The organism is Pseudomonas sp. B21-035, from assembly GCF_024748945.1.
Lineage (GTDB): Bacteria > Pseudomonadota > Gammaproteobacteria > Pseudomonadales > Pseudomonadaceae > Aquipseudomonas.
The window spans coordinates 4,118,600-4,143,397 of sequence record NZ_CP087179.1; the positions used below are offsets into that span (position 1 = coordinate 4,118,600).

The following is a 24,798-nucleotide window of genomic DNA, read 5'->3' on the forward strand; positions in this document are numbered from 1 at the left end:
AGCGCCGGATTCTAGCGACAGATCAAGGCCTGCGTGACCAATTTCTGCTGCAATGGCCGGGTAATCGGCTGGCAAGCGGTTACAGTTAGCTGACTGCGCCACAAGAGCGCGGACTTCGACCTGATGATGAGGAATACCCATGACGTTGAGCCAAAACCAGGCCCGCTATGGCGGTCTGTCGATTGCCCTGCACTGGCTGATGCTGGTGCTGCTGGCGGCGGTCTACGCCTTTATCGAACTGCGCGGCATGTTCCCCAAGGACAGCGCCGAGCGCGCGCTGATGAAAGACCTGCACTTCATGCTCGGCCTGACGGTATTCGTGCTGGTCTGGCTGCGCCTGGCCCTGCGCCTGGGCCGCCCGACCCCGCCGATCATTCCGGCGCCGCCGGCCTGGCAGACCGGCCTGGCGCACCTGATGCACCTGGCCCTGTACCTGCTGATGATCGGCCTGCCGCTGGCCGGCTGGCTGCTGCTCAGCGCTGCCAACAAGCCGATCCCGTTCTATGGCTTCGAGCTGCCGGCGCTTATAGCCCCGGACCCGGACCTGGCCAAGTTCATCAAGGGCTGGCACGAGCGCATCGGCACCTGGGGCTACTGGTTGATCGGCCTGCATGCTGTTGCCGGCCTGTTCCATCACTATGTGCAGCGCGACAACACCTTGCTGCGCATGTTGCCACGCAATAACTAGGCGAACCCGCGGCGGCCCTGCAGGCCGCCGCTGTGCAAAAAGATCAGCCGGGTGCCGGCGGCAAAAGCCCCCGCTTCGACTTCCCGGCGCAGCGCCAGCAAGGCCTTGGCGGTGTACAGCGGCTCCAGCGGCATGCCCGTTTCAGATTCGCAGTCGGCCATAAACGCCAGCAGCTCGTCATCGACCTTGGCAAAGCCGCCACGGCAGGCCTCATGCAGCCTGTAACCTGCCTTGCCAACCAGTGTTTCGACAGACTCGGGCACGCCGTGGTCCAGCGGTACGGCCAGGGCGCCATGCACCTCACGCCGGCCCGCCTCGGCCAACACCAACCCGGCCAGGGTGGTGCCGGTGCCGGCCGCCAGCCACCAGCCGTGGTAATCCGCCCAGCCCAGCGCCGCCAACTGCGCTTGCGCCTGCTCGACGATCAACGCACAACCCTTGGCGCCCAACGCCCCGCCACCGCCTTCAGCGACACACTGCCAACCCGGATAAAGCGCCTGCCACGGCTGCCAGAACCCCGGTTGATGACGCTCGCGATAACCGCCATACCCCAACCAGTGCAACTGCATGCCAAAGGCTTGCAGGTCGCGCACGGTCGGGGTGTCCTGGGCATGGCCACGCAACAGCCCGGCGGTAGCAAAGCCGAAGCGCTTGCCCGCCGCCGCCAGGGCATGCAGGTGATTGGAATGGGCGCCGCCAAGGCTGATCACCCCGGGCGCCCCTTGGGCCTGGGCGATTCGCAGGTGTTCGAGCAGCTTGAACCACTTGTTGCCACTGATCAGCGGGTCGATCAGGTCCAGGCGCAACACCGCGAGCTTCACGCCATGAGGGCGTAGCCAGTTCAACGGCAAGGGTTGCAGGGGGGCGAGCGGAAGGTCGTCGAAATTGCCAATCATGGGCGGGGCACAACAGGGTTGCCAGGGCAACGCAGTGTAACAGCGCGACGGGCCGGGCGGCCCACCGCGCTGCGCCGGTCAGAGCTCGGCGGCCAGACGCGAGCCCTGGTTGATGGCGCGCTTGGCGTCCAGCTCGGCAGCGACATCGGCGCCACCGATCAGGTGCACCGACTGCCCGGCGGCGAGCAAGCCGTCCTGCAGTTCGCGCAGCGGATCCTGGCCGGCGCAGATGACGATGTTATCCACAGGCAGCACCTGCGGCTCGCCCTCGGCGATACGGATGTGCAGGCCGGCATCGTCGATGTTCAGGTATTCGACGCTGTTGAGCATCTGCACCTGCTTGTTCTTCAAGCCCGTACGGTGAATCCAGCCGGTGGTCTTGCCCAGGCCGTCGCCTACCTTGGTTTTTTTCCGTTGCAGGAGGAACACCTGGCGCGCCGGCGCATGCGGCTCGGCCTTGATCCCGGCCACGCCGCCGCGGGCTTCAAGCCGGGTATCGATGCCCCACTCCTTCCAGAACGCTTCACGGTCCTGGCTGGTGGCCACGCCCTGGTGTACCAGGTACTCGGAGACGTCAAAGCCGATACCGCCAGCGCCGATCACGGCGACCTTCTGCCCTACCGGCTTGCGCTGCAGCAGCACGTCCAGGTAGCTCAACACTTTGGCGTGCTCGATGCCAGGGATGGCCGGCAGGCGCGGGGCGATACCGGTGGCGAGGATGATCTCGTCAAAGCCGCCCGTCGCCAGTTGCTCGGCATCGACGCGGGTGTTCAGGCACAGCTCGACACCGGTGGTCTGCAGCTTGCGCTTGAAGTAGCGCAGGGTTTCATAGAACTCCTCTTTGCCCGGCACGCGCTTGGCCACGTTGAACTGGCCGCCGATCTCGCTGGCCGAATCGAACAGGGTCACTTCATGGCCGCGCTCGGCCGCCACGGTGGCAGCCGCCAGGCCGGCGGGGCCGGCGCCGACCACGGCGATACGCTTGACCTGGGTTACCGGCAGGTAATTGAGCTCGGTTTCGTGGCAGGCGCGCGGGTTGACCAGGCAGCTGGTCAGCTTGCCGCCGAAGGTGTGGTCCAGGCAGGCCTGGTTGCAGCCGATGCAGGTGTTGATCTCGTCGCCACGCCCGGCGGCGGCCTTGTTGACGAACTCCGGGTCAGCCAGGAACGGCCGCGCCATCGAGACCATGTCGGCGTCGCCCTCGGCAAGGATCTGCTCGGCGACTTCCGGGGTGTTGATGCGGTTGGTAGTGATCAGCGGGATCTGCACCGCGCCGCGCAGCTTGGCGGTGACCTTGGTGAATGCCGCACGCGGTACCTTGGTGGCGATGGTCGGGATCCGCGCTTCGTGCCAGCCGATACCGGTGTTGATGAGGGTCGCGCCGGCCTGCTCCACGGCCTTGGCCAGTTGCACGATCTCTTCCCAGCTGCTGCCGCCCTCGACCAGGTCGAGCATCGACAGGCGGAAGATGATGATGAAGTTCGGCCCTACCGCTTCGCGCACCCGGCGCACGATCTCCACCGCCAGGCGCATGCGGTTCTCGTAGCTGCCACCCCAGCGGTCGGTGCGCTGGTTGGTGTGGGCGGCGAGGAACTGGTTGATGAAGTAGCCTTCCGACCCCATGATCTCGACGCCGTCGTACTCGGCGCTTTGCGCCAGCAGCGAGCAGGTGACGAAGTCCTGGATCTGCTTCTCGATGCCCTCTTCGTCCAGCTCACGCGGCTTGAACGGGTTGATCGGCGCCTGGATCGCGCTCGGCGCTACCGATTTGGGGCTGTAGGCATAGCGCCCGGCGTGAAGGATCTGCATGCAGATCTTGCCACCGGCTTCATGCACCGCTTTGGTGACGATGCGGTGTTTATCGGCTTCTTCCGGCGTGCTCAGCTTGGCGGCGCCGGAATACACCCCGCCCTCCACGTTCGGGCCGATGCCGCCGGTCACCATCAGGCCGACGCCGCCACGGGCACGCTCGGCAAAATAGGCCGCCATGCGCTCGAAACCGCCGGGCTTTTCTTCAAGGCCGGTGTGCATCGAGCCCATCAGGGTGCGGTTGCGCAAGGTGGTGAAACCCAGGTCCAGCGGGGCGAGCAAATGCGGGTATTGAGCGGCGGCCATAGTGAACTCCACAACAGGCGTAATCACGGAATGCGGGCGCCTCGCCAAGGCTGGCGGGGCCCGTCAGTTATCTGAGGCCGACATTAAAGAGCCAGCGGGCGCGGCTCAATGACCGAAAGTGACAAGTTATTGATCCTGCTGCACTCGGGGTCTACCCTAGGGGCCGAATCCCTTTTCGGCGCTGTCCCGTTTCATGCGAAAACTTCTGTTGAGCGCCCTGGCGCTGGTTGTCATTGCCGTCCTCAGTGGCTACGGCTTCTGGACCGAGCAGCGCCCGGCCGGGCACTACCTGTCGGACCTGCGCATCGAGCTGGCCCTGAGCGAAGGCGTGCCGGCCGATCACGGCAACCTGCTGGGCGTCGAGCCGCAGCTGTTCCCCGGTGACTACCAGAGCCTGCAGCGCCTGCACCGCAAGCTGGCCGCCTACCTTGAACACGCCCGCGCCCAGGGCCTGGTCAACGCCAAAACCATCGTCATCCTGCCCGAACACATCGGCACCTGGCTGTGGGCCCGAGGCGAGAAGAGCGAGCTGTACCAGGTCACCCAACGCCGCGAAGCCCTGCAATGGCTGGAACTGAGCAACCCGCTGCGCTACGGCCTGGCCCTGCTCGGCGCCGAGGGTGACGACCGCCGTGCCGACGCCCACCTGCGGATGAAAGCCGGGCAGATGGCCGAGGATTATCAGCAGCTGTTTGGCGGTCTGGCCAAGGAGTTCGGCGTGACCCTGGTGGCCGGCTCCATCGTCCTGCCTGAACCTTACGTCGAGCGCGGTACCCTGCGCATCGGCTCCGGCGCCCTGTACAACGCAAGCCTGGTGTTCGCCAGCGACGGCTCGGTGCTCGGCCAGCCGCAACGCCAGCAGCACCCGGACAGTGAAGTGCGGCGCTTTATCAGCAGCGGCACCGATCAACCGCCACAGGTGCTGCAAACCCCGGCCGGGCGCCTGGGCGTGTTGATCGGCAGCGACAGCTGGTACCCGAGCAACCAGCAGCAACTGGCCAACCAGTTTGCCCAGATCGTCGCCAACCCGGTGTTTCTCAGCGGCCATGACAGCTGGAACGCGCCGTGGCGCGGCAACCGGCATCAACCCCTGGCCTCGTCGCTGGCGCTAAAGCCCGGTGAGGTGAGCGAACACGAAGCCTGGCAACGCCTGACCCTGAACGCCAACGCCGCCAGGGTCAGCAGCATGAGTGTGTTCCTGCGCGGGCGCTTCTGGGACCTGGCCGCCGATGGCCAGGGCTTTGCCCAGCTCAACGGGGTGAACCTGGGCGGCACGTCCAGCCCCGGTGCGCGCCTGCTGAACCTCTGGTTGTAGGGCATGAACCGTCCCCGCGTGCGCCTGGGCGACCTGTCGGTCGGTTTTATCCAGCCGCTGAGCGAAACCCTGCAGCAACGCGGCATCGATCCTACGGCCCTGCTCGCCCGCTACGGCCTGGAGCCAGCGCGCCTGGCCGAAGCCGGCGCGCGCCTGTCGATCCCGCGCTATATGCACCTGGGCCATGCCGCCATCGAACTGACCGGCGACCCGGCCCTGGGCCTGCGCATGGGCCACATCAGCCGCCTGGGCCAGGCCGGCCTGGCCGGCGTCACTGCGGCACAAGCACCCACCGTGGGCGAAGCGGCGCGCACCTTGTTGCGCTTCGAGCCACTGTACGCGGCCAACTACCGCGGGCACTCAAGCTTTCATGAAGACAGCAGCGGCGCCTGGCTACGGTTCTATTCGATCAGCCCGTACAACGCCTATAACCGCTTCGTGGTGGATTCGCTGCTGGCCGGCTGGCTGGCGCAGCTGTCGAGCCTGGCGGGTACGATGCTGCTGGCCGAACGGGTCGAGATCGAGTTCGAGGCGCCCGCCTACGCCGCCCACTACCAGGCATTGAGCTGCAACCCGGTGCAGTTTGGCGCCGCCACCAATCAACTGCGCCTGAGCCGCGCCAACCTGGCCCTGCGCAACCCGGCGCACTGCCCAAGCACCTGGCAGCACTTGCTGCAGCTGTGTGAGGCCGAGCTTGAGCAACGCACGCGGATACGCAGCCTGGGCGAGCGCATCGCCCACCTGCTGGGGCCGCTATTGAATGGCGGACGGGAACCGGATCTGGAGGAAGTGGCCAGGCACCTGCAATTGCCGACCTGGACCCTGCGGCGCAAGCTGGCCGAGGAAGGCACGCAGTTTCGCGCCATCCTCAACGATACCCGGCGCGATCTGGCCATGACCTATATCCGTGACACGGAACTGGCCTTTGGCGAGATTGCCTACTTGCTCGGGTTTGCCTCGGCGGAGGCGTTTCAGCGTGCGTTCAAGCGCTGGAACGGCATCACCCCGGGCGAGTTTCGCCGCAGCCAGCGGCGTACCGGCTGATTACAGCTCGGTAGCGTCTTCGGCCGGCTCGACCGGGTCGAGCTCAATGGCGCGGTATTCGAGTAGTTCTTCTTGATAGTCGTCCATCGTCTGCTCCGTTGTTTCTCATTCATGTCATTGATTCATCAACGAGCCTAAAGTGCCGCGATGAAAGAAAAATGACAATGACGCTTATCAAAACAACGTAGCAGAGACGGGCGAATTTACAGCGGCGCCTGCTCGCTGCTGGCCGGTGCTACCGGGACGATGGTCGGGGTCGGCTCTACGGGTGCCGGTGTGCTGCTGTCCTGGACGCTGATTGGCGCAGCTTCGGCGGGCGGCGGCACCGGCTGCGAGCCACTGCTGTCATCCACCACCGGCGCGGCCGGCACTTCGGCAGCCGGGGCCGGCGACGGTTCGCTGACCGGTACGCCAGCCGCTGGTGCTTCAACCGGAGCCGGAGCCAGGGCGGCCGCTGGTGCTGCCGGCGCGGTCTCGGGCACACCCAGCTCCACCGCTGGCTTGGCTGCAGGCTTTGCCTCAGCCTTCTTCTTGGTTTCCTTGGGCAGGAAACTTTCCACCAGGGCGAAGTAACGCTCGTAGAACTTGGCCGAGGTCACGGTCTCGCTGGCAACCTTGACCATCGAATCGTCACTGGAGCCGATCGGCATCGACACCGAACCCAGCACGCCAACGCCGAGGCTGGCCGAGGTGTTGGATTTTTTCAGCGCATAGCGATCCTGCAGGGCGTTGGCGAACATGGTCGAGCGCTGCTCGTCGCCGCTGTCGCGGGCACAGACCACGTTGAAGCTGATCTGCAGGTGCGAATCGCCAGTCTGCTGGAAGCTCTTGTTGCCATTGACCTGGCCAGCGTCGCTGCTGGTGATGATATAGCCCTGGCTGAGCAAGGCACGGCGCGCCGCTTCGCAGGTACCGGCTTCACTCACCGCAAAGCTGCGCGAGAAGGTACCCGAGTCGTCGAAATTCTCGTGTTCGTAAATGGCAGCTTTCTTCGAAGAACAGCCGGAAACACCCGCCAGCACAAGGGCCAGCCCGAGCGCACCGCAGACGGTTGACTTTGACATTGCAAATCCTGAGGAAACGGTCGGCGCCTATTGTGCAACACATCGACGGAATGCTGAAACCACAGGCGGGCAATCACCGCAGAAAATTCATACAAGGGGCCAGTGATCGCCCCTGATGCCGGGGTTTGACCATTGGTCGATAAACCCACAAATCCTTCGCTCAAGCCCTACGAACAGATCGGACCCATCCGACTTTTGCCCTGCCCATTCTACGACTACGCTGGCAACTAGCCATCACCGCCTACCGGTCGACAGGAGTTATCTCGGTGAAAAACCTATCTGTGAAAATCAAGTTGCTGCTTGGCTTTGCGCCCATTCTGGTACTGATGGTGCTACTCGCCATTACCGCCATCAACAGCTTGAACACCCTGACCCAGCGCGCCGATCGCCTGGTGTCGGTCAACTACATCCTCGACAACCTCAATGAAATGCGCGCCGCCCAGCTGAGCTTAGAGCAACGCCGCGAAGGCAGCTTCGCCAGCCAGCTGGTACAGGCCCACCAGGAGGCCAGCCGCCTGGTCGAGGAAAACCTCGGCGCCCTGCCCGATGCCGACTCGCAGCGCCTGCTCAAGGCCACTGGCGATGATCTCAAGCAGTACCTGCAACAGTTCGAGCAACTCAAGGCGGCCAGCGGCGGCACCCTGCTGCAGAGCAAGCTGCATGACCAGTTGCTGCAGACCGTGCATCAGGGCCTGGAGGCGATCAACCAGTTGATCACCCTGCAGAACCAGAAGAGCACCGAGGAATCCAGCGACAGCCGCAGCCTGATGCTGGGCTTGCTGTTCGCAGCCCTGGTGCTGGGCGTGCTGATCAGTGCGCTGATCATCCGCCAGGTCACCCAGCCGCTGCGCCAGGCGGTGGAAATTGCCCGGCGCATTGGCCAAGGCGACCTGACCAACACTGCCAGCGAACCACGCCGCGACGAATTCGGCCAGCTGTTGCAGGCGCTGGCGCAAAGCGGCGAGAACCTGCGCGAGATGCTTGGCCAGGCCGGGCATGTCACCCGCCAGCTGTCGACCGCCGCCGAGGAGCTGTCGACCATCACTGAACAGACCAGCGCCGGCATCACCAGCCAGAAGGTCGAAACCGACCAGGTGGCCACGGCAATGAGCGAGATGGTTGCCACCGTCCAGGAAGTCGCGCGTAACGCAGAAGAAGCCAGCGAAGCCACGCACCAGGCCGACAGCCAGGCCAAACAGGGCAACCGCGTAGTGCAGCAGGCCCTGAGCCAGATCGGCCAGCTGGCCGACGACATCGGCAATTGCGCCAGTGCGGTCAGCCAATTGTCGGAAGAAAGCGAGCGCATCGGCACCGTGATGACGGTGATCAACGCCATTGCCGAACAGACCAACCTGCTGGCTCTCAACGCCGCCATCGAGGCGGCGCGCGCGGGTGAGGCCGGGCGCGGCTTTGCCGTGGTCGCCGATGAAGTGCGCGGGCTGGCCCAGCGCACACAGCAATCAACAGCGCAGATCGAGACGCTGATTCTGTCGTTGCAACAAGGCGCGCAGAAAGCCGCCGAAATGATGCAAGCCAACCAGCAACAGGTCGGCGGTACTGTGGAATTGGCCAACCAGGTCGGTATCGAGCTGCAGGCCATCACCCAGACCGTGACCGGCATCCAGACCATGAACCTGCAGATCGCCACCGCCGCCGAACAGCAGAGCAGCGTCGCCGAATCGATCAACCGCAGTGTGCTCAGCGTGCGCGACGTTGCCGAACAGTCGTCCACCGCGTCGCAGCAGACGGCGGCTTCGTCGGTGGAACTGGCGCGCCTGGGCAGTGAACTGCAACAGCTGGTGGCGCGCTTTCGGGTGTAACCGGTAAGTCAGCCGAACAGGCCGCCGTCGTCGCTGTCGATAACGATCGACGACAGGCTCACATGCCGCGGCCGGGTCACGGCAAACAGCACGGCCTCGACCACGTCACGGTTGGTGCCGCGCTCGCCCTTCTGGCGCTGGGCGGCGGCCTCCCAGGCCGGTTGCGTCGGGCAGATGTCGTCCAGGTACGGCGGGTGCACGCACAGCGAACGGATCGGCGTACCGGCCAGTTGCTGACGCAACCCCTCTGCCAGTGCACGCTGGGCCTGCTTGGCGGCGTAGAACGGCACTGAGACGCTGTGCAAGGCGGCATTGGGCAGCGCGCTGATCGAGCCTATGGTGACGATGTCCGGGCGCTGAGAGCGGCGCAGAGAGGCCAGCAAGCCCTGGGTGAAGAGGAAGGTACCGGTGACCGCAGCGTTGATCACGCCGTGGACCTCTTCAGGAGAATAACTTTCCTCGTTGTGCTCCAGCCACATGGCGCCGTTGTTGATCAGCAGATCGATAGTGGGGAAGCGCTGGCTGATGGCCTGCGTTGCGTGGGTAACGCTGGCGCTGTCGGCGAGATCGACCTGGACAGTCAATGGCAGTTGAGCGGTGCGGGTTTCGATCGTGGCAGCGACTTGGGCCAGGGCTGCTTCGTTGCGGCCACAGAGCACGACCTTGCAACCAGCGTCGGCCAGGGAGATGGCCAACGCGGCACCCAGGCCGCGTCCGGCACCGGTGATGACCGCGATCGAGTCTTGAAGATTGTTCATCCTGAACCTCAGTGGAAGACTTGAGGCGCTAGCATACCGGTTGTGCGGACTGGATGCAGACCAAGCAGGCCTGAAAAGCATCGCGGGGCAAGTCGAGGCGTCGTACCGCCGCTCCCACAGAGTGGGAGCCGGCCTTGCTGGTGATGAACGTACCACGGTGCCAAAATTTCGGCACAAAAAAAGCGACCCGAAGGTCGCTTTCTCTGGTACTGCAATATGGCGCAGCGGACGGGACTCGAACCCGCGACCCCCGGCGTGACAGGCCGGTATTCTAACCGACTGAACTACCGCTGCGTGTCGTGCTCACCCGGGCTGCGCAAAGGCTGCAAATCCCGGGCACAAAAAAAGCAACCTCAGGTCGCTCTCTTTGTTGCTTCGAGGAGTTCAAGGGCCTCGAAGCGAAGATGGCGCAGCGGACGGGACTCGAACCCGCGACCCCCGGCGTGACAGGCCGGTATTCTAACCGACTGAACTACCGCTGCGTATCGTACAGGCTTGCGCCCGCTTGAAACTGGGATCTGGCTACAAGGCTGTTTGGCCCTGGAACCTCAAACCGGTCGTTAAACCGATCTGGAGAAAAGTGGCGCAGCGGACGGGACTCGAACCCGCGACCCCCGGCGTGACAGGCCGGTATTCTAACCGACTGAACTACCGCTGCGCATATGGACTTGCGTCCGGTTCCTCTCTGGTAACACCTTCTTGCAAAAGTGTCGGGTCAGGAACATCTCAGGAAGTGGTGGGTGATGACGGGATCGAACCGCCGACCCTCTGCTTGTAAGGCAGATGCTCTCCCGGCTGAGCTAATCACCCGTGTGCTTCGCTGAGGTGGCGAAATTTACGCAGGTATCGAACCTAAGTCAATAGCCTGATTGAAGTTTTTTTCACAGGGGTGAAAAAAACAGCTTCAAGGTTCAAGCTGCAAGCTACAAGAAAAAGCAAAATCAAAAGCACAACGCGGACGTCTTGCAGCTTAAAGCCTGTCGCTTGCCGCTACCGATAAATCATCTTCTTGGTCATGCCGCCGTCGACCACGAATTCCTGGCCGGTGACGAAGCCGGCGTTGCGCGACAGCAACCAGGCCACCATCGCCGCCACGTCTTCTACCGTCCCTACCCTGCCCGCCGGATGCTGAGCATGGTCGGCTTCGGTCAGCGGCTCGGCACGGCGCTGGGCTGGATCACGGGCGTCGATCCAGCCGGGGCTGACGGCGTTGACGCGAATCTCCGGGCCCAGGCTCATGGCCAGGGCATGGGTCAGGGCCAGCAGCCCGCCCTTGCTCGCGGCATAGGCCTCGGTGTCGGGCTCCGATTGCCCGGCGCGCGTTGACGCCAGGTTGACGATCGCCCCGCAATGGGCGCGCAGGTACGGCGCACAGTGCTTGGCCAGCAGCATCGGGCCGCCGAGGTTGACCGCCAGCACCCGGTTCCAGTGGGCCAGGCTCAGGCTTTCGAGGGTGGTGTTGTGCGGGTCGGCAATCGCCGCGTTGCATACCAGGGCGTCGAGCCGGCCAAACTGGCCCAGCACTTCGGCCACGCCGGTCATTACCTGGGCTTCGTCGGCGACATCCATGCCGACGAACCAGGCGTTGTCACCCAGCACCTTGGCCACTTTCGCGCCACGGGCACGGTCGAGGTCGGTGAGCACCACCTGCCAGCCTTCGCTGATCAGCCAGGCGGCAATGCCCAGGCCGATGCCCCGCGCCGCGCCGGTGACCAGGGCGACGCGGCCGTTATGGCTGCTGTCGCCCACCGACCAGTCGATCACAGTGCCGCCAGCCCGCGGGCCAGGTCGGCCTTGAGGTCAGCGACGTCTTCCAGCCCCACGGCAACCCGGATCAGGCTGTCGCGAATGCCGGCGGCCTCACGCTCCTGCGGCGACAGGCGGCCGTGGGAGGTGGTGCCCGGGTGGGTGATGGTGGTCTTGCTGTCACCCAGGTTGGCGGTGATCGAAATCAGCCGGGTGGCATCGATGAAGCGCCAGGCGCCCTCTTTGCCGCCCTTGACCTCAAAGCTCACCACTGCACCGAAGCCGCTCATCTGCTGCTTGGCCAGCTCGTGCTGCGGATGGCTGTGCAGGCCCGCGTAGTGGACCTTGTCGATACCGTCCTGCTGCTCCAGCCATTCGGCCAGGGCCTGGGCATTGGCGCAGTGGGCGCGCATGCGCAGGTTGAGGGTCTCAAGGCCCTTGAGGAAGATCCAGGCGTTGAACGGGCTCAGGGACGGCCCGGCGGTGCGCAGAAAGCCCACCACTTCTTTCATCTGCTCGCTGCGCCCGGCAACCACGCCGCCCATACAACGGCCCTGGCCGTCGATGAACTTGGTCGCCGAATGCACGACGATGTCGGCGCCCAGCTTCAGCGGCTGCTGCAAGGCCGGGGTGCTGAAGCAGTTGTCGACCACCAGCTGCGCGCCCTTGGCATGGGCGATTTCAGCCAGGGCAGCAATATCCACAAGCTCCGCCAACGGGTTGGATGGTGACTCGACGAACAGCAGCTTGGTGTTGGCCTTGATCGCCTGGTCCCAGCCGGCCAGGTCGGTCAGCGGCACGTAGTCGACCTGCACGCCAAAGCGCTTGAAGTACTTCTCAAACAGGCTGATGGTCGAACCGAAGACGCTCTGCGACACCAGCACATGGTCGCCGGCGCTGCACAGGGCCATGACGGTCGAGAGAATCGCCGACATGCCGGTGGAGGTGGCAACCGCTTGCTCGGCGCCTTCAAGGGCGGCGATGCGCTCTTCGAACGCGCGTACGGTGGGGTTGGTGTAGCGTGAATAGACGTTGCCTGGAACCTCGCCGGCGAACCGCGCGGCGGCATCGGCCGCCGTACGGAACACGTAGCTGGAGGTGAAGAACAGCGGATCGCTGTGCTCACCTTCCGGCGTGCGATGCTGGCCGGCGCGTACCGCCAGCGTGTCGAAAGCGACCCCTTCGAGGTCGCTGTCCAGGCGCCCGGCATCCCATTCCTGTGTCATGCCGCTGCTCCTAACTTAGTTGTTGTAGAGGTCGATGATCGCGCTGACCGCCTGGTTCTTGACCTTGGAGGCGTCGTTGCGCGCCTGCTCGATCTTGTCCAGGTAGGCTTCGTCGATGTCGCCGGTGACGTACTTGCCGTCGAACACCGCGCAATCGAAATGCTCGATCTTGATCTTGCCACCGCCGACCGCTTCGATCAGGTCCGGCAGGTCCTGGTAGACCAGCCAGTCGGCACCGATCAGCTCGGCGACATCCTGGGTGCTGCGGTTGTGCGCGATCAGCTCGTGAGCGCTCGGCATGTCGATGCCGTAGACGTTAGGGAAGCGCACCGCCGGGGCGGCCGAGCAGAAGTAGACGTTTTTCGCGCCGGCTTCGCGGGCCATCTGGATGATCTGCTTGCAGGTGGTGCCGCGCACGATCGAGTCGTCGACCAGCATCACGTTCTTGCCGCGGAACTCCAGCTCGATGGCGTTGAGTTTCTGGCGTACCGATTTCTTGCGCGCGGCCTGGCCGGGCATGATGAAGGTACGGCCGATGTAGCGGTTCTTGACGAAGCCTTCACGGAACTTGACGCCCAGGTGGTTGGCCAGCTCCAGCGCTGCGGTGCGGCTGGTGTCGGGAATCGGGATGACCACGTCGATGTCGTGGTCAGGGCGCTCGCGCTGGATCTTCTCGGCCAGCTTCTCGCCCATGCGCAGGCGCGCCTTGTACACCGAGACGCCGTCGATGATCGAGTCAGGCCGGGCCAGGTAGACGTGTTCGAAGATGCACGGCGACAGTTGCGGGTTGGTCGCGCACTGACGGGTGTGCAGCTTGCCCTCTTCAGTGATGTACACCGCTTCGCCTGGCGCCAGGTCACGGATCAGGGTGAAGCCCAGCACGTCCAGAGAAACGCTTTCGGAAGCGATCATGTACTCGACGCCTTCGTCGGTGTGACGCTGGCCGAACACGATCGGACGGATGCCGTTGGGGTCGCGGAAACCGACGATGCCGTAGCCGGTGATCATCGCCACCACCGCGTAACCGCCAACGCAACGGTTGTGCACGTCGGTGACCGCGGCGAACACGTCTTCTTCGGTCGGTTGCAGCTTGCCACGCACCGCCAGCTCATGGGCGAAGACGTTGAGCAGCACTTCCGAGTCAGAGCTGGTGTTGACGTGGCGCAGGTCGGACTCGTAGATCTCCTTGGCCAGCTGTTCGACGTTGGTCAGGTTGCCGTTGTGCGCCAGGGTGATGCCGTAGGGCGAGTTGACGTAGAACGGCTGGGCCTCGGCCGAGGTCGAGCTGCCCGCGGTCGGGTAGCGCACGTGGCCGATACCCATGTGACCGACCAGGCGCTGCATATGGCGCTGCTGGAATACGTCACGGACCAGGCCGTTGTCCTTGCGCAGGAATAACCGGCCATCATGGCTGGTCACAATACCGGCAGCGTCCTGGCCGCGGTGCTGGAGGACGGTTAGCGCGTCATACAGCGCCTGATTGACGTTCGACTTACCGACGATACCGACGATGCCACACATGCGACGCAACCCCTACTTAATGAAACTGGATTGAAAAGCGCTCAAGGCGTTTTGGGCCCCAGCAGCTGTTCCTGGAACGGGAGATCAGCCGGTGCGCTGATCCCGCTGGCTAGCCACTGACTGGTGAACCCCAGAATGAGGTTTTTCGACCAGTCAGCCACCAATAGAAATTGTGGCAGGAGGCGAGACTCCTGCCACCACTGATCCTGTTGTACCGGCCCCAGGCTCAACAGCCCGACCGCCACGACCACCAGCAAGGCCCCGCGGGCGGCGCCGAAGGCCATGCCCAGGAAGCGATCGGTCCCGGACAGCCCGGTGACGCGAATCAGCTCGCCGATGAGAAAGTTGATCATGGCCCCCACCAGCAGGGTGGCGACGAAAAGAATGGCGCATCCGGCGATGACCCGGGCCGAAGGCGTCTGGATATAAGCTTCCAGGTACTGCGACAGCGAGCCACCGAACATCCAGGCCACGGCACCGGCGATGATCCAGGTAAGCAGCGACAAGGCCTCTTTGACAAAGCCGCGCTTGAGACTGATCAGCGAAGAAATGGCGATGATCGCGAGAATCGCCCAGTCGACCCAGGTAAATGCCACAGTGTTGCCTGCAAACGGATAAGGCGGCGCATTTTACCAGAGCAACGGGCTGTCGGTAAGCAGTGATTTACCGCCCGGTACGGGCCGGGCGGCAAGGGTTCAACTGCGCTCGGGCTGGAAGCGTACGACAAAGCCCTTGAGCTTCTGCTGGCGGTTGATCACATCGCGCAGGCGCTCGGCCTCGGCGCGCTCGATCAACGGTCCGACATACACCCGGTTCATGCCTTCGGCCGAACGGATATAAGCGTTGTAGCCCTGGCTGCGCAGGGTTTTCTGCAGGTTGTCGGCGCTGGCGCGGTTGGCCAGGCTGGCCATCTGAATCGACCAGCTGACCGGCAGGCCATTGGCGTCGATCTTGCCCGCAGCAGGCTTGGTCGCAGCGGCGACGGTGGCTGCCGGCTTGGCTTCTACCTTGGCGGGCGCCGGCGTCGCCGGTTTTGCCGCGACAGCCGGTGCGGCCGGGGCCGGTGTCGGCAGCGGCGTGGCGGCTGGCGCCGGGGCAATCGGCGTGCTTGGCGCCTGCACCGGTGCCGCAGGCTGCTCGACGATCAGCGACTCTTCAGGCACTACCTGCGGCTCGGGGACCTGCACCGGCTCTACCTGCACTTGCGGCAGGGTCGGCGCAGCCGGTGCCTCGGGGGCTTCGACGCGCACCTGGCGCATTTCGTCTTCGCGCGAGAACAGCATCGGCAGGAAGATCACCGCCAGCGCCACCAGCACCAGCGCCCCGACCATGCGTTGCTTGACCACTTTATCCAGCAATGCCATTTGCCCCGTCCTCCGTGGCCTGCCGGTCGAGCCACTGCAGGGCTTCGCCGACACAGAAAAATGATCCGAACAGCAGGATTTCGTCATCCGCCGTTGCCTGCGCGCACTGCCCTTCCAGGGCGGCGGCGACGCTGGGGTAAGACTGCACCGCAGCGCCAAGGTTCGTCAGCGCCGCCTGCAACTCGCCAGCCGGCCGGCTGCGGGCGGTGTCCAGCGGCGCCACGGCCCAGGCCTGAACCTGGTGCTGCAGCGGCTTGAGCACACCGTCGAGGTCCTTGTCGGCGAGCAAACCGAACACCGCCAGGCGCTTGCCCTGCGGCGGCCGGGTGGCCAGGCGCTGAGCCAGGTACTCGGCAGCATGCGGGTTGTGCCCGACATCCATGAGGATAGTCAAAGGTTTGCCTTGCCAGGTAAAGGCTCGCCGATCGAGGCGGCCGACCATGCGCGTGCTGCGCAGGGCCTCGGCAATCTGCCCGGCATCCCACGGCAGGTCGAGCAACAGGTAGGCCTGCAATGCCAACGCGGCGTTTTCCATCGGCAGGTCGAGCAGCGGCAAATCCTGCAGCTCAACCACCTCGCCACGGGCATTGACCCCACGCCACTGCCAGTACTGGTCAGTGCTGGCCAGGTCGAAATCGCGACCGCGCAAAAACAGCGGGCTGTTCAGGGCACGGGCCTTGTCCAGCAACGGCTGCGGCGGATTGAGGTCACCACACAGGGCCGGCTTGCCCTGGCGGAAGATCCCGGCCTTCTCGAAGGCCACCAACTCACGGGTGTCGCCCAGGTAGTCGACATGGTCAACGCCGATGCTGGTGACCAGCGCCAGGTCGGCATCGACGATGTTGACGGTATCCAGGCGTCCGCCCAGGCCGACTTCGAGCACCACGGCGTCGAGCGCCGCCTGCTTGAACAGCCAGAACGCCGCCAGGGTACCGGCTTCGAAGTAGGTCAGGGAGATGTCGCCACGGGCCGCTTCAACCGCGGCGAAGGCTTCGCACAGCTGCTCATCGCCGGCTTCAGCGCCGTTGATCTGCACCCGCTCGTTGTAGCGCAGCAGGTGCGGCGAGCTGTAGACGCCGACCTTGAGGCCCTGGGCGCGCAGCAACGCGGCAACGAAGGCGCAGGTCGAACCCTTGCCGTTGGTGCCGGTCACGGTGATTACCCGTGGCGCCGGCTGGCCCAGCCCGAGCCGCGCAGCGACCTGTTGCGAACGCTCCAGGCCCATGTCGATGGCCGACGGATGCAACTGCTCGAGGTAGGCGAGCCAGTCGCCAAGGGTACGTTGGGTCATACGGTGGCAGGCGCCGGCGGCACGACGATCGGCTCGATCACCGGGGCGACGAACGTGGGCGTCGGCAGGCCCATCATCTGGGCCAGCAGGTTGCCCAGGCGCTGACGCAGCTCCTGACGCGGGATGATCATGTCGATGGCGCCGTGCTCCAGAAGGAACTCGCTGCGCTGGAAGCCTTCTGGCAGCTTCTCGCGTACGGTCTGCTCGATCACCCGCGGGCCGGCAAAGCCGATCAGCGCCTTGGGCTCACCGACGATGACATCACCAAGCATCGCCAGGCTGGCAGAAACGCCGCCGTAGACCGGATCGGTCAGCACCGAGATGAACGGGATGCCTTCTTCGCGCAGGCGTGCCAGTACTGCGGAGGTCTTGGCCATCTGCATCAGCGAGATCAGCGCTTCCTGCATGCGCGCACCACCGGAGGCCGAGAAGCAGACCATCGGGCAGCGGTTTTCCAGGGCGTAGTTGGCGGCACGGACGAAACGCTCGCCGACGATGGCGCCCATCGAACCACCCATGAAGGAGAATTCGAAGGCGCTGACCACGATCGGCATGCCCAGCAGGGTACCGCTCATGGAGATCAGTGCGTCTTTCTCGCCGGTCTGCTTCTGGGCAGCAGTCAGGCGGTCCTTGTACTTCTTGCCATCGCGAAACTTCAGGCGGTCGACCGGTTCCAGGTCAGCGCCCAGCTCGGCGCGACCTTCGGCATCGAGGAAGATGTCGATACGGGCGCGGGCGCCGATACGCATGTGATGGTTGCACTTAGGGCAGACATCCAGGGTCTTTTCCAGCTCCGGACGATACAGCACGGCCTCGCAGGACGGGCACTTGTGCCACAGGCCTTCAGGGACCGAACTCTTCTTCACCTCGGAACGCATGATCGAAGGGATCAGTTTGTCTACTAACCAGTTGCTCATGCTTTCTTTCTCCAGTAGCGGCGACCGGCAGGCTATGGCTGCCGGCTCGCGCGTATGCCCTTGAGCTCAATTCGTGTATGACGCGATAAAGATGCGGCTCCGGCGCCCGCCTGCAGCGAGCCACCCCGATACCGCACCCTCGTCAACCTGTAAGGGCGACGCCCGTGGCGTCACCCGCTAATTTCGACCGGCCCATGGGCGCGATCCGGCAGCACCGGGCTGCGAAAGCTATGGACGATGGCGCGCGGCCAGCCGTCACATCCGCAGCACGCAGCGCTTTCACGCCTGCTTGACCGCGCGGATAAACGCCTCGATCCGCGCCGGGTCCTTGATGCCCTTGGCCTGCTCCACGCCGCCGCTGACATCCACCGCATAAGGCCGCACCTGCGCAATGGCCTGGGCGACGTTATCCGGCGACAGGCCGCCAGCGAGGATGATTGGCTTGCTCAGTTGCGCAGGCACCAGCGACCAGTCGAACGCCTCGCCGGTACCGCCGGGCACGCCGGCCACGTAGGTATCGAGAAGAATGCCGCTGGCACCGCTGTAGCGCTTGCAGCTGGCCTCCAGGTCGTCGCCCGGGCGCACCCGCAAGGCCTTGATCCATGGACGGTTGTGACCTGCGCAATCGGCCGGGGTTTCATCGCCATGGAACTGCAGCAGGTCGAGCGGCACCGCTTCGAGGATGTCCGTCAGCTCGCAACGGCTGGCGTTGACGAACAGGCCGACGGTGGTGACGAACGGCGGCAAGGCGGCGATGATCGCCCGCGCCTGCTGCACATCGACCGCCCGCGGGCTCTTGGCATAGAACACCAGGCCGATGGCATCGGCGCCCGCCTCGGCTGCGGCCAGCGCATCCTCGATGCGGGTAATGCCGCAGATTTTGCTGCGAACGGCGCTCATGACCTGTGAACCTCAGCAGAAAGCGGAAAGTCCCGGATGTTAGCAAATGGCTTGCGGGCCGTCAGCCCGTCAATGCCTCGTAGCCGGTAATGAAGTGTGGGCCGATGTAACGCTCGGGCAGTTCGAACTCGTCGTGGTACTCGACCTGCACCAGGTACAGCCCATACGGATGCGCGGTCACCCCACCGGCGCGCCGCTCGCGGCTTTGCAGTACTTCCAGGGCCCACTCCGGCGGGCGCTCGCCAGCGCCGATGGTCATCAGCACGCCGGCAATGTTGCGCACCATGTGGTGCAGGAAGGCGCTGGCGCGGATGTCGAGGACGATCATCTGGCCGTGGCGGCTAACACGCAGGTGATGGAGGTTCTTGACCGGCGACTTGGCCTGGCACTGGCCGGCGCGAAAGGCACTGAAATCGTGGGTGCCGACCAGGTACTCGGCGGCCAGGGCCATGCGCTCGGCGTCCAGCGGCCGGTGGTTCCAGGTCACCTCTTCGCCCAGGTGCGCCGGGCGGATCTGGTCGTTGTAGATCACGTAGCGGTAACGCCGGGCAATGGCCTTGAAGCGCGCATGGAAGTGCGCCGGCATCTGCTTGGCCCAGGACACGCTGATGTCGTGCGGCAGGTTGATGTTGGCGCCCATGGTCCAGCCCTTCATGCTGCGCACCGCCTGGGTGTCGAAATGCACCACCTGGCCGCAGGCATGCACGCCGGCATCGGTGCGCCCGGCACAGTGCAGGGTGACCGGCGAATCGGCCACCCGCGACAAGGCTTCTTCGAGGGTTTGCTGCACGCTTGCCACGCCACTGGCCTGGCGCTGCCAGCCGCGGTAGCGCGAACCTTTGTACTCAACGCCCAGGGCGATACGAAAGAAGCCTTCGGCGGCCACTTCGGCAGCCGCGTTATCAATGATTTCCAAGGGGATACAGCCTGTCGGTTTAGCAGATGGCGGCAATTATAACGACAACGGCAGCCACTTGGGCTGCCGTTGGTTTTACACAGGGTGAACTCAGACCAGGCGCGAGAGCAGCTCGTCGGCTTCCTGGCGCTGGGCATCGCTGCCGTCCTTGCGCACTTCGTCGAGAATGTCGCGGGCGCCGTCATGGTCGCCCATGTCGATATAGGCCCGGGCCAGGTCGAGCTTGGTGGCCACTTCGTCGGCGCCGCCGAGGTAGTCGAAATCATCGTCGAGGTCGTCGCTGATCGCGGCGTCCGCTTCGCTGAAGTGCGGCTCGATCGACGGCTGCTCCAGGCTTTGCGACAGCTTGTCGAGTTCGGCGTTGACGTCATCGAGCTCCGAGGCAAAGTTTTTATCCGCCTGCGAGTCCTCCAGCGACAGCGACAGGTCGAAGTCTTCCGGCAGGTCCAGCTCGCTCAGCGGGTCGAACTCGGGCATGGTTTCATCGAACGCCGCCAGCTCTGCGGCGATATCGACGGTCTCGCTGTTCGGCGCCAGCGCCGGCTCGTCGCCAGCGACGTCGAGGTCGAAATCGGCGAGGTCGTCCAGGGCCTGCTCAGGCTCGGCAAGATGCTCTGCGAGCAAGGCGTCGAAGTCCGGTTGCGCCGGGCTGGCTTCGCTCGCGACTGCTTCGGCTTGTGGCGCTTCAACAGCCAGCGAGGGCTCGTCGAGCAGTGGCGGCGCGTCCAGCTCCAGGCCTTGCAGGTCGTCATCCAGGCTCAGGTCGAAGGCACTGTCCAGGTCGTCTTCAGGAACAGGCTCACGCTCGGCCAGCGATTCTTCAACCACAGGTTCAGGTTCAGGTTCAGGCTCGGCCCCTGCTTCTGGCTCAACGGCTGGCTCGACGGCTGGTTCGGCTTCTGCCAGCGGTTCGGCTGGCGCCTCGTCCTGCAGCAGCTCCTGGACATACTGGGCATCCAGTTCAGCCGCCAGCGCCGCCGCGCTGACGCCCGCCGCCGCGACGGCGAGCATGGCCGGGAAGCGGTTTTTCAGGGCTTCGACATCGGCATGGTTCTGGCCGGTGGCAATCAGCTGCCGCTCGTGGCCGACAAAGGCATCGCGATCACCCTGGCGGGCATAGACTTCCATCAGCTTCAGGCGCAGGTCGCTGCGCTCAGGGGCTGCGGCAACCGCAGGCTCGAGCAGTTCGGCGGCGTGATTGAGGCGACCACGGGCTATGCTCAACGCTGCTTCGTCGAGCACAGCGTCGCCGGTCGGGGCTGCCGGGCTGGCCGCCGGAGCAACCAATGGCGCGGCAATCGGGCCTTGCACCGGCTTGCTCGGCGCTGGCTCCGCCACCACAGGCGCCGGCTCTTCGGCAGGCAAGGCGGCGGCTGTGGCGGCGGCGGCAGATGCCGCGACCACTGCCGGTGCCAGGGTCACGCTCGGCGGCGCGATGTCCAGGCCTTCAAAACTGCTTGGCGGCAGGTCCAGGTCTGGGGCGCGCTCGCCCTCTTCGGCCAGGGCGCGGGCCATGCGCAGGTGTTTTTCCGCTTCCTGGTCGGCCTTGCGCTTGCGGGCCAGCAACAGCAGCAGAAGCAACAGCACCAACAACGCGGAACCGGCGATCAGCGCCAGCAACAACGGGTTGCCGAGCAGATCGTCGAGCATCTTGTTCGAGTCGGCCGGTGCCTGGTCGGCAGCAGGCTGCGCCGGATCAGCCGGTGCGGTATCGACCGCAGCCGGTGCCGGGGTGACCACCGGTTCGGCAGGAGCCGGCTGCAACTCGGCGGCAATGGCCGGCGGCTGGGCCGCGGCAGCTTCAGGTGCTGGTGCGTCGACGGCGCCCTGGGCTTCAAGCTTGGCCAGTTGGTCGTTTTTCAGCGCGATCAGGCGCTGCAGTTTGTCCAGCTGGCTCTGCAGGTCGGCCATGCGACTTTTCAGTTCTTCGTTGTCACGACGGCTGGTGTCCAGGCTTTCCTGGGCCACAGCCAGCTTGTCGTTGAGACCTTTGCCGTCCGCAGCGCCCTTGCTGCCGGGGGCAACCAGCTTGAGGTTGTCCTGGTTGGCGATACGTGCCGGCGCCGCCTCGGTGCCGCTGCGCCGGGTGGCGTCCAGCTGGCGTGCGCGCGGGCCCAGGCGCCGGCCTTCGCGCCAGGCAGCATACTGCTCGGCCACTTCGGTAACGGCCTGGGCCTGGGGAATACTGGTGATCTGCTGTTGATCGGGCAGGCGCAAGACCTGGCCGGTTTTCAGCAGGTTGATGTTGCCGTTGATGAAGGCATCCGGGTTCAGCGCCTGAATGGCCAGCATGGTCTGCTGCACCGACCCGCCCTGACGGGCTTTCGAGGCGATTTCCCACAGGGTGTCGCGACGCACGGTGGTGTAGTTGGCCGCGGTTACCGCAGGCGCAACGCCGGCCGGCGCCGGTTGCCCGGCCGGAGCGTTGAACTTGGCCGCGTCAATCAGCACGCTGTAGTCGCGCAGCAGGCGACCGCTCGGCCACATGACCTGGACCAGGAACTTGACCATCGGCGCCGGCAGCGGCTGGCTCGAGGTCACCCGCAACACGCTCTTGCCGTTGGGGTTGATCACCGTGGTAAAGGTCAGGTCATTGAGAAACGCCTGGCGCTCGACACCGGCCTTGGCGAACTCTTCGGCCGGCGCCAGGCTCGGCGCTACTTCGGCCGCGGTCAGGTCGCGGACATCGAGCAGTTCGATCTCGGCATCCAGGGGCTGGTTCTGCGCTGACTTCAAGGTCAGCTCGCCCAACCCGAGGGCATGCGCCATACCGGACGACAGCGCCGACGCCGCGGCTATTGCTAAGACCAGTTTGCGAATTCGAAGCATGACCTCTTCCTTTGAATGAACCTTCCCCGGCAAGCGAGAACAAGTGGAGCAAATTGTCGGCAAGTATCTTTTACACAAGGCCTTTTATCAACAATTGCGCCAGCTGGACCGCGTTCAGGGCCGCACCTTTGCGCACATTGTCGGTGGTCAGCCAGAGGTTGAGCTGCTCAACCTCGTCAATTCCACCCCGTACCCGTCCAACATAGACCACGTCCTGGCCCACTGCGTCACCCACCGGCGTCGGATAATCACCCTCCTCCACCAGTTCGATGCTGTCAGCGGCTTCCAGTGCGGCGTTGACCGCCGCCAGGTCGACCGGCGTGCGGCTTTGCACGGACACACTGTAGCTATCGCCGAAAAACACCGGGACTTGAACGCAGGTCACCGAAATCTTCAGTGAAGGCAAGCCGAGCACTTCGCGCAACTCACTGACCAGGCGGCGTTCAAGGGCGCCATGGCCGTCAGCATCGCTGGCACCGACCTGGGCCAACAGGTTGAAGGCCATTTGCCGGTCGAAGAAGCGCGGCTCCAGCGGGCGGGCGTTGAGCAGCTCGGCGGTCTGCCGGGCCAGCTCGTTGACCGCCTCGCGACCCTGGGCCGAGACCGCCAGGCACGCGGTGACATTAATGCGCTGAAGCTCCAGCAAGCCCTTAAGGGGCGCCAGGGTTACCGCCAGGGCAATCGCTGCGGCGCTTGGGCTGCTCAGTTGCTGCGGCGCCTTGAGGCTGTCGAGCACTGCCGGGTTGGCTTCCGGCACCACCGCCGGCGCCTGCTCGGCCGGCAAGCCGCCGGACAGGTCGATGACTGCGCAACCAGCCGCCTGGGCCCGTGGCGCGAAGCTGCGGGTCACTGCCGGGCCGGCGGCGAAGAAGGCCAGCTTGACCTTGCTGAAGTCGAAGCTGTCGACCTCGCGCACGCGCAGGCTCTTGCTGCGAAACATCACGCCGCTGCCCGCCGATTCGTTGCTGGCCAGCAGGTGCAGGGTGCCGACCGGGAAATCGCACTCGTCAAGGATCTGCACGAGGGTTTCACCGACAGTACCGGTGGCACCGATAACGGCGATATCAATAGGCTGGCTCATGGAAAAATCCTCTGCTGAAACGGCGGGAGCGGCACTTTACTTGGATTCTCATGCGCGGAACACCTGAATCGCGGGTCAACCCCGCTCCCACAGCGTGGACCACCCACAAAAAAGCCCGTGCTGTTTCCAGCACGGGCTTGGGTTCAACACTGCCTGGCGATCAACGCTCCAGGAGGATGCGCAGCATGCGCCGCAGTGGCTCGGCCGCGCCCCACAGCAGCTGATCACCAACGGTGAAGGCGCCCAGGTACTGGGAACCCATGTTCAGCTTGCGCAGGCGACCCACCGGGATGTTCAGGGTACCGGTGACGTTGGTCGGGCTGAGCTCCTGCATGCTGATTTCACGCTGGTTCGGCACCAGTTTCACCCAAGGGTTGTGCTGGCTGATCATGCCTTCGATGTCGGCAATCGGCACGTCCTTGTTCAGCTTGATGGTCAGTGCCTGGCTGTGGCAACGCATGGCGCCGATGCGCACGCAGATGCCGTCGACCGGGATCGGGCTCTTGAAGCGGCCGAGGATCTTGTTGGTCTCGGCCTGGGCCTTCCACTCTTCACGGCTCTGGCCGTTAGGCAGCTCTTTGTCGATCCACGGGATCAGGCTGCCGGCCAGCGGCACGCCGAAGTTCTCGGTCGGGTAGGCGTCGCTGCGCATGGCCTCGGCAACCTTGCGGTCGATGTCGAGGATGGCGCTGGCCGGGTTGGCCAGGTCATCGGCGACCGCGGCGTGGGTCGCGCCCATCTGGCGAATCAGCTCGCGCATGTTCTGCGCACCGGCGCCGGAGGCTGCCTGGTAGGTCATGGCGCTCATCCACTCGACCAGGCCGGCTTCGAACAGGCCACCCAGGCCCATCAGCATCAGGCTGACGGTGCAGTTGCCGCCGATGTAGTTCTTGGTACCGGCGTCGAGCTGCTGGTCGATGACCTTGCGGTTGACCGGGTCGAGAACGATGACCGCATCATCCTGCATGCGCAGGCTGGAGGCGGCGTCGATCCAGTAGCCCTGCCAGCCGGCTTCGCGCAGCTTGGGGAAGACTTCATTGGTGTAGTCGCCGCCCTGACAGGTCAGGATCACATCGAGGGTCTTGAGCTCTTCAATGCTGTAAGCGTCCTTGAGCGGAGCAATATCCTTGCCCACTGCCGGACCCTGGCCACCGACGTTGGAGGTGGTGAAGAACACCGGCTCGATAAGATCAAAATCCTGCTCTTCCAGCATCCGCTGCATGAGCACGGAACCGACCATACCGCGCCAACCGATCAGACCTACACGTTTCATCGCAACTACACCTTTGCTAAAAAGTGGGCCGCTG

20 protein-coding genes and 4 tRNA genes are annotated in these 24,798 nt (G+C 64.7%); 4 read left to right on the top strand and 20 right to left on the bottom strand.

All coding sequences use genetic code 11. The annotated features are described in order from the left end of the window. Window positions 1–139 precede the first annotated feature (139 nt). Window positions 140–688 (top strand): cytochrome b, encoded by a 549-nt coding sequence (locus LOY22_RS18650; RefSeq protein ID WP_093380638.1) that lies wholly within the window; start codon window positions 140–142, stop codon window positions 686–688. Here the strand turns inward: LOY22_RS18650 and LOY22_RS18655 are convergent. Both LOY22_RS18655 and LOY22_RS18660 read right to left on the bottom strand, forming a co-directional pair. Then, window positions 685–1,584 (bottom strand): 1-aminocyclopropane-1-carboxylate deaminase/D-cysteine desulfhydrase, encoded by a 900-nt coding sequence (locus LOY22_RS18655; protein WP_093380635.1) that lies wholly within the window; start codon window positions 1,582–1,584, stop codon window positions 685–687. The two genes, LOY22_RS18650 and LOY22_RS18655, sit on opposite strands and share 4 nt — an antisense overlap. A gap of 78 nt (window positions 1,585–1,662) precedes the next feature. Beyond that, window positions 1,663–3,699 (bottom strand): NADPH-dependent 2,4-dienoyl-CoA reductase, encoded by a 2,037-nt coding sequence (locus tag LOY22_RS18660; protein WP_258594406.1) that lies wholly within the window; start codon window positions 3,697–3,699, stop codon window positions 1,663–1,665. Between the two features lie 193 nt (window positions 3,700–3,892). Here LOY22_RS18660 and LOY22_RS18665 point away from each other — a divergent pair, with 193 nt between their 5' ends. Continuing rightward, the gene (locus LOY22_RS18665; RefSeq protein ID WP_213603604.1) at window positions 3,893–5,014 is read left to right on the top strand and encodes a carbon-nitrogen hydrolase family protein; all 1,122 of its coding nucleotides are present in this window, start codon (window positions 3,893–3,895) and stop codon (window positions 5,012–5,014) included. Between the two features lie 3 nt (window positions 5,015–5,017). Beyond that, window positions 5,018–6,058 carry an AraC family transcriptional regulator gene (locus LOY22_RS18670; protein ID WP_093380628.1) on the top strand — a complete coding sequence of 347 codons (1,041 nt, stop codon included), beginning with the start codon at window positions 5,018–5,020 and terminating at the stop codon, window positions 6,056–6,058. A 203-nt stretch (window positions 6,059–6,261) separates the two neighbouring features. Here LOY22_RS18670 and LOY22_RS18675 read toward each other — a convergent pair whose 3' ends face one another. Continuing rightward, on the bottom strand, window positions 6,262–7,122 hold the full coding sequence (locus LOY22_RS18675; protein WP_258594409.1) for a DUF2242 domain-containing protein: 861 nt from the start codon (window positions 7,120–7,122) through the stop codon (window positions 6,262–6,264). Between the two features lie 266 nt (window positions 7,123–7,388). Between LOY22_RS18675 and LOY22_RS18680 the strand changes: the two genes are divergently transcribed. After that, a complete protein-coding gene (locus LOY22_RS18680; RefSeq protein WP_258594411.1) occupies window positions 7,389–8,942 on the top strand; it encodes a methyl-accepting chemotaxis protein in 1,554 nt (517 codons plus the stop codon). 8 nt (window positions 8,943–8,950) lie between these two features. Here LOY22_RS18680 and LOY22_RS18685 read toward each other — a convergent pair whose 3' ends face one another. The 17 genes from LOY22_RS18685 to asd form a co-directional block, all read right to left on the bottom strand. Then, complete coding sequence (locus LOY22_RS18685; RefSeq protein ID WP_093380624.1) at window positions 8,951–9,700, bottom strand: SDR family oxidoreductase; 750 nt, start codon at window positions 9,698–9,700, stop codon at window positions 8,951–8,953. A 217-nt stretch (window positions 9,701–9,917) separates the two neighbouring features. Further along, window positions 9,918–9,994 (bottom strand) — tRNA-Asp (locus LOY22_RS18690). Between the two features lie 111 nt (window positions 9,995–10,105). Continuing rightward, window positions 10,106–10,182, bottom strand: a tRNA-Asp gene (locus LOY22_RS18695). 99 nt (window positions 10,183–10,281) lie between these two features. Next, window positions 10,282–10,358: transfer RNA gene (locus LOY22_RS18700), tRNA-Asp, on the bottom strand. Window positions 10,359–10,434: 76 nt separating this feature from the next. Further along, a tRNA-Val gene (locus LOY22_RS18705) sits at window positions 10,435–10,510 on the bottom strand. Window positions 10,511–10,690: 180 nt separating this feature from the next. Further along, the gene (locus LOY22_RS18710; RefSeq protein WP_174242333.1) at window positions 10,691–11,449 is read right to left on the bottom strand and encodes an SDR family oxidoreductase; all 759 of its coding nucleotides are present in this window, start codon (window positions 11,447–11,449) and stop codon (window positions 10,691–10,693) included. 11 nt (window positions 11,450–11,460) lie between these two features. Continuing rightward, a complete protein-coding gene (locus tag LOY22_RS18715; RefSeq protein ID WP_093380622.1) occupies window positions 11,461–12,672 on the bottom strand; it encodes an O-succinylhomoserine sulfhydrylase in 1,212 nt (403 codons plus the stop codon). A gap of 15 nt (window positions 12,673–12,687) precedes the next feature. Next, a complete protein-coding gene (gene purF / locus LOY22_RS18720) occupies window positions 12,688–14,193 on the bottom strand; it encodes an amidophosphoribosyltransferase (RefSeq protein WP_010223267.1) in 1,506 nt (501 codons plus the stop codon). A 41-nt stretch (window positions 14,194–14,234) separates the two neighbouring features. After that, window positions 14,235–14,789, bottom strand: coding sequence for a CvpA family protein (locus LOY22_RS18725; RefSeq protein ID WP_045195095.1), 555 nt, complete (start codon window positions 14,787–14,789; stop codon window positions 14,235–14,237). Window positions 14,790–14,888: 99 nt separating this feature from the next. Then, complete coding sequence (locus LOY22_RS18730; RefSeq protein ID WP_093380620.1) at window positions 14,889–15,557, bottom strand: SPOR domain-containing protein; 669 nt, start codon at window positions 15,555–15,557, stop codon at window positions 14,889–14,891. Beyond that, window positions 15,541–16,848, bottom strand: a complete 1,308-nt coding sequence (gene folC / locus LOY22_RS18735) for a bifunctional tetrahydrofolate synthase/dihydrofolate synthase (RefSeq protein ID WP_093380618.1) — start codon at window positions 16,846–16,848, stop codon at window positions 15,541–15,543. Before folC ends, LOY22_RS18730 begins: the two co-directional genes overlap by 17 nt. Next, the gene (accD, locus tag LOY22_RS18740; protein ID WP_045195100.1) at window positions 16,845–17,765 is read right to left on the bottom strand and encodes an acetyl-CoA carboxylase, carboxyltransferase subunit beta; all 921 of its coding nucleotides are present in this window, start codon (window positions 17,763–17,765) and stop codon (window positions 16,845–16,847) included. Before accD ends, folC begins: the two co-directional genes overlap by 4 nt. Window positions 17,766–18,044: 279 nt before the next feature. Further along, the gene (locus LOY22_RS18745) at window positions 18,045–18,665 is read right to left on the bottom strand and encodes a phosphoribosylanthranilate isomerase (protein WP_258594416.1); all 621 of its coding nucleotides are present in this window, start codon (window positions 18,663–18,665) and stop codon (window positions 18,045–18,047) included. Window positions 18,666–18,726: 61 nt separating this feature from the next. After that, complete coding sequence (gene truA, locus LOY22_RS18750; RefSeq protein WP_045195741.1) at window positions 18,727–19,551, bottom strand: tRNA pseudouridine(38-40) synthase TruA; 825 nt, start codon at window positions 19,549–19,551, stop codon at window positions 18,727–18,729. A 120-nt stretch (window positions 19,552–19,671) separates the two neighbouring features. Then, window positions 19,672–22,410 (bottom strand): FimV/HubP family polar landmark protein, encoded by a 2,739-nt coding sequence (locus LOY22_RS18755; RefSeq protein ID WP_258594418.1) that lies wholly within the window; start codon window positions 22,408–22,410, stop codon window positions 19,672–19,674. Window positions 22,411–22,480: 70 nt separating this feature from the next. Beyond that, window positions 22,481–23,491, bottom strand: coding sequence for an aspartate-semialdehyde dehydrogenase (locus LOY22_RS18760; protein ID WP_258594420.1), 1,011 nt, complete (start codon window positions 23,489–23,491; stop codon window positions 22,481–22,483). 160 nt (window positions 23,492–23,651) lie between these two features. After that, a complete protein-coding gene (gene asd, locus LOY22_RS18765; RefSeq protein ID WP_045195108.1) occupies window positions 23,652–24,764 on the bottom strand; it encodes an aspartate-semialdehyde dehydrogenase in 1,113 nt (370 codons plus the stop codon). Window positions 24,765–24,798 lie beyond the last annotated feature (34 nt).

What these genes read in the sequence shown, in the direction of transcription:
- LOY22_RS18650 (WP_093380638.1), top strand. Translation starts at nt 140, where the DNA reads ATGACGTTGAGCCAAAACCAGGCCCGCTATGGCGGTCTGTCGATTGCC.
- LOY22_RS18655 (WP_093380635.1), bottom strand. Translation starts at nt 1,584, where the DNA reads ATGATTGGCAATTTCGACGACCTTCCGCTCGCCCCCCTGCAACCCTTG.
- LOY22_RS18660 (WP_258594406.1), bottom strand. Translation starts at nt 3,699, where the DNA reads ATGGCCGCCGCTCAATACCCGCATTTGCTCGCCCCGCTGGACCTGGGT.
- LOY22_RS18665 (WP_213603604.1), top strand. Translation starts at nt 3,893, where the DNA reads ATGCGAAAACTTCTGTTGAGCGCCCTGGCGCTGGTTGTCATTGCCGTC.
- LOY22_RS18670 (WP_093380628.1), top strand. Translation starts at nt 5,018, where the DNA reads ATGAACCGTCCCCGCGTGCGCCTGGGCGACCTGTCGGTCGGTTTTATC.
- LOY22_RS18675 (WP_258594409.1), bottom strand. Translation starts at nt 7,122, where the DNA reads ATGTCAAAGTCAACCGTCTGCGGTGCGCTCGGGCTGGCCCTTGTGCTG.
- LOY22_RS18685 (WP_093380624.1), bottom strand. Translation starts at nt 9,700, where the DNA reads ATGAACAATCTTCAAGACTCGATCGCGGTCATCACCGGTGCCGGACGC.
- LOY22_RS18715 (WP_093380622.1), bottom strand. Translation starts at nt 12,672, where the DNA reads ATGACACAGGAATGGGATGCCGGGCGCCTGGACAGCGACCTCGAAGGG.
- purF (WP_010223267.1), bottom strand. Translation starts at nt 14,193, where the DNA reads ATGTGTGGCATCGTCGGTATCGTCGGTAAGTCGAACGTCAATCAGGCG.
- LOY22_RS18730 (WP_093380620.1), bottom strand. Translation starts at nt 15,557, where the DNA reads ATGGCATTGCTGGATAAAGTGGTCAAGCAACGCATGGTCGGGGCGCTG.
- folC (WP_093380618.1), bottom strand. Translation starts at nt 16,848, where the DNA reads ATGACCCAACGTACCCTTGGCGACTGGCTCGCCTACCTCGAGCAGTTG.
- accD (WP_045195100.1), bottom strand. Translation starts at nt 17,765, where the DNA reads ATGAGCAACTGGTTAGTAGACAAACTGATCCCTTCGATCATGCGTTCC.
- LOY22_RS18745 (WP_258594416.1), bottom strand. Translation starts at nt 18,665, where the DNA reads ATGAGCGCCGTTCGCAGCAAAATCTGCGGCATTACCCGCATCGAGGAT.
- LOY22_RS18755 (WP_258594418.1), bottom strand. Translation starts at nt 22,410, where the DNA reads ATGCTTCGAATTCGCAAACTGGTCTTAGCAATAGCCGCGGCGTCGGCG.
- LOY22_RS18760 (WP_258594420.1), bottom strand. Translation starts at nt 23,491, where the DNA reads ATGAGCCAGCCTATTGATATCGCCGTTATCGGTGCCACCGGTACTGTC.
- asd (WP_045195108.1), bottom strand. Translation starts at nt 24,764, where the DNA reads ATGAAACGTGTAGGTCTGATCGGTTGGCGCGGTATGGTCGGTTCCGTG.